The organism is Eubacterium sp. CAG:161 (assembly GCF_000432355.1).
Taxonomy (GTDB): Bacteria; Bacillota; Clostridia; order Lachnospirales; family Lachnospiraceae; genus Eubacterium_G; species Eubacterium_G segne.
Window position 1 is genome coordinate 144,677 of record NZ_HF991872.1, and the last position, 3,964, is coordinate 148,640.

Here is a 3,964-nt window from a genome sequence, read left to right on the forward strand (position 1 = left end):
CGTATCCACACCTCTTTTTTGTGCTACTTCTATGGCATGATACTTAGGCACCGACTCGCTTTTATATGCACTTTCATGCTCTTCATCTATTACAATAAGTCCCAAATTTTTAAAAGGAGTAAAAAGTGCTGACCTGGGGCCAATCATTATGCTGATTTCACCCTTCTTAGCCCTTTCAAACTGGTCGTACTTCTCTCCTGCAGACATTCTGGAATTTACAATGGACACCTTTTCCTTAAAACGCCTTGTAAATCTCATAACTGTCTGATAGGTAAGGGCAATTTCCGGAATAAGTACAATGGCAGACTTTCCATTTTTAATGGTATAGTCAATTAAATCCATATATACTTCCGTCTTTCCGCTTCCTGTAATTCCATGAATCAGATGAACATTAGGGAACTTAGACGGTTTAAAATTCATGGTTTTTTTTATTTCTTCCGCAACACATCTTTGTTCATTATTAAGAACAATGTCATACTCCGGCTGACTGGTAACAGTAACGGGATTTCTATAATCAATATCCGCATTAACAACAATATCTCCCTGGATTTCCATGGATTTTATCGTACTGTCAGATATATTTAATTTATCTGTTACAAGCCTCCTAGAAATATTATCATTGTCAATTAATTCCTTAAGAAGTCTTATTCTTGCTGTAGCATGTTTTTTGGTGTATTGTTCAATCTTCTCTAATGCTTCATCTTTAGTCATATTAAGAACAATGGTTTTATTTTCCTTTGCCCTGACTTTGTTTTTTACAGGTATTACGGTTTTTAATGCCTGATTCATGGTTGAACCGTAGTTTTCTTTTATCCACCATGCCAGTTTAATAAGCATGCTTTCCACTTCCACTGCACCTTCAATAACAGAGGATATTTTTTTCATTTTGCTTACATCAAAGGATGGTTTATCAGTTACCTCAATAACATATCCCTTTATCTGTCGATTTCCCCTGCCAAAGGGTATCATTACCCCTGTGCCTGCAAAAATGCGGTTCTCCAATTCTTCAGGTATTATATATCCAAAAGGATGGTCTAACTTTTCGTGAGAAATATCAATTATAATATTTGCGAACTTCATTTTGACCTCCTTTTAATCTCCGCTGCATTTTGGACATTAGCTTTTATGGATTAATTTATTTTTTATTTAGCTCTACACTTCTTAAACAGTTTACCAACAACATAGTAACTGTCATTGGACCTACACCTCCCGGAACAGGTGTTATGGCTGATACCTTTGGCTCCACTGACTCAAAATCCACATCACCACAAAGCTTACCGTTTTCATCTCTATCCATTCCTACGTCAATTACCACGGCACCTTCTTTAACATAATCAGCTGTTACAAATTTTGGTTTTCCAATAGCAGCAACTAAAATATCTGCCCGCTTTGTAACTTCCTTTAAATCCTTAGTTCTTGAATGAGCAATTGTAACTGTGGCATTTTCCTTAAGCATTAAAAGTGACATAGGCTTTCCTACAATATTGCTTCTTCCAATTACTACACACTCTTTTCCTTCAATATCTATGTCACTGCGTTTTAACATTTCAATAATTCCTGCAGGAGTACATGGTAAAAATGTATCTTCTCCAATTACCATTTTTCCTACATTTACAGGATGAAATCCATCAACATCCTTTGTGCTGTTAATTGCAAGAAGTACCTCACTTTCATCTATATGCTTTGGAAGGGGAAGCTGAACTAAAATGCCGTTTACGGTATCATCTTCATTTAATTCCCTGACAATATTAAGTAACTCTTCCTGAGTAGTTTCCTCCGGCAAAGCTAAAGTTCTTGAATTAATACCTACATATTCACAGGCTTTTTCCTTATTTCTTACATAAACTGCAGATGCCGGGTCGTTTCCCACCTTTACAACTGCTAATGTAATGTCAATTCCTTTATTCTTATATTCAGCTACCTTTTCCTTTAATTCATCCTTTATTGCTAATGAAATAGCCTTTCCATCTATTATTTTTGCCATTTCCTTTTCCCTCTTTTCCGGTAAATTTTATGTTTTAGAATAATCCTTCTATTTTGCCATCATCAGTCAAATCAATTCCATATGCTGCCGGCTTCTTTGATAATCCAGGCATGGTCATAATGCTTCCGGTAATTGCAACTACAAATCCTGCTCCGGCAGAAATATATACTTCACGGATATTTATTGTAAATCCTGTAGGACGTCCTAACTTAGTTTTGTCATCTGACAGTGAATACTGTGTTTTTGCCATACATACAGGATAATCTCCATATCCTAACTTTTCAATATTGGCAATGGCCTTTTCAGCCTCAGGAGAATATGTTACTCCCTCTGCTCCATATATCTTTGTGGCAACAGTTTCAATTTTTTCTTTAATGGACATATTATCAGGATATAAAGGCTTGTAATTTGACGGCTTATTTTCAATAGTATCAATTACTTTCTGTGCTAAAGCAACTCCGCCTTCGCCACCTTTTGCCCAAACTTCTGCTAATGCGAACTCACATCCACGTTCTTCACAGAAATTCTTTATAAATTCATATTCAGCTTCCGTATCTGTTACAAACCGATTTAATGTAACTACTACAGGAACTCCAAACTGCTGTAAATTTTCAATATGTTTTTCAAGGTTTACAATACCCTTTGCTAAAGCTTCAACATTTTCGTTGGATAATTCATCCTTTGATACGCCACCATTATATTTTAAAGCCCTTACCGTAGCAACTAATACTACACAATCCGGCTTAAGGCCTGCCTTCCTACATTTAATGTCAAGAAATTTCTCTGCTCCTAAATCAGCGCCGAAGCCTGCTTCCGTTATTACATAATCTGCCATTTTAAGAGCTGTTTTTGTAGCCTTTACCGAGTTACATCCATGAGCAATATTGGCAAAAGGTCCACCATGTACTAATGCCGGTGTATGCTCTAATGTCTGAATAAGGTTTGGCTTCATGGCATCCTTTAAAAGAACTGCCATTGAACCTACTGCCTTAATATCCTTTGCAGTTACAGGCTCTCCGTCATATGTGTATGCAACAATTATCTTTCCAAGTCTTTCCTTTAAATCTGCGTAATCGTTGGCAAGACAAAGAATTGCCATGATTTCTGATGCCACGGTAATAACGAAATGATCTTCTCTTACAACACCATCTACTTTTCTTCCAAGACCTACTACTATATTTCTTAAAACTCTGTCATTTATGTCAACACATCTCTTCCATACAACCTGATTTGGGTCAATATTTAATTCATTTCCCTGCTGGATGGAGTTGTCAAGCATTGCAGCAAGTAAATTGTTAGCTGAAGTTATTGCATGGAAGTCTCCTGTAAAATGAAGGTTTAAATCTTCCATTGGAACAACCTGAGCATATCCGCCACCTGCAGCACCACCTTTAATACCAAAGCATGGTCCTAATGACGGCTCTCTTAAAGCTATCATTGCTTTTTTATTTAATCTTCCAAATGCCTCTCCTAAACCAACAGTTACTGTTGTTTTTCCTTCTCCTGCAGGAGTCGGATTTATGGCTGTAACAAGAATAAGTTTACCATCTTCATTACCTTTGATTTTTTCATAGTATTCATTGGATATTTTTGCCTTATACTTTCCATATAACTCAATATCATCCTCTGTTAAACCTATATTCTGTGCTACCTCTTTAATCGGAAGCATGACTGCCTCCTGTGCAATTTCAATGTCTGATTTCATAATTTTAATATCTCCTTCTTATTGATTATCGTTTTGTAAACTAGCTTCAAATTCATCTAAACTCATAATAACCTTTCTAGGTTTATTCTGTTCCTCCTGACCTACAACCCCTGCATCATAAAGCTGTTCCATAATACGTGCCGCTCTGTTAAAGCCCACTCTGAACTGCCTTTGAATCATACTAGTTGAGCCCTTTTGCTTTTCTATGCAAAGCCTTCCTGCTTCAGCAAATAACGGGTCTTTATCCCCTTCTGCTCCACCGGAAGCCTCCATAT

Annotated in this window: 4 protein-coding genes; all 4 read right to left on the bottom strand. The window is 36.8% G+C overall.

Annotated elements, in window-relative coordinates:
- Positions 1-1,080: DEAD/DEAH box helicase family protein (locus Q5O30_RS08530; protein ID WP_302674663.1), on the bottom strand; the 1,080-nt coding region annotated here is incomplete at its 3' end.
- Between the two features lie 55 nt (positions 1,081-1,135).
- A complete protein-coding gene (gene folD, locus Q5O30_RS08535) occupies positions 1,136-1,984 on the bottom strand; it encodes a bifunctional methylenetetrahydrofolate dehydrogenase/methenyltetrahydrofolate cyclohydrolase FolD (RefSeq protein ID WP_021953333.1) in 849 nt (282 codons plus the stop codon).
- Positions 1,985-2,018: 34 nt separating this feature from the next.
- Positions 2,019-3,689 carry a formate--tetrahydrofolate ligase gene (locus tag Q5O30_RS08540; protein WP_021953334.1) on the bottom strand — a complete coding sequence of 557 codons (1,671 nt, stop codon included), beginning with the start codon at positions 3,687-3,689 and terminating at the stop codon, positions 2,019-2,021.
- 18 nt (positions 3,690-3,707) lie between these two features.
- Positions 3,708-3,964 (bottom strand): DNA translocase FtsK (locus Q5O30_RS08545; protein ID WP_021953335.1); only part of this gene is annotated, 257 nt, incomplete at its 5' end.

Excerpts from the sequence above, each read along its gene's own strand:
- folD (WP_021953333.1), bottom strand. The coding sequence starts at position 1,984 with ATGGCAAAAATAATAGATGGAAAGGCTATTTCATTAGCAATAAAGGAT.
- Q5O30_RS08540 (WP_021953334.1), bottom strand. The coding sequence starts at position 3,689 with ATGAAATCAGACATTGAAATTGCACAGGAGGCAGTCATGCTTCCGATT.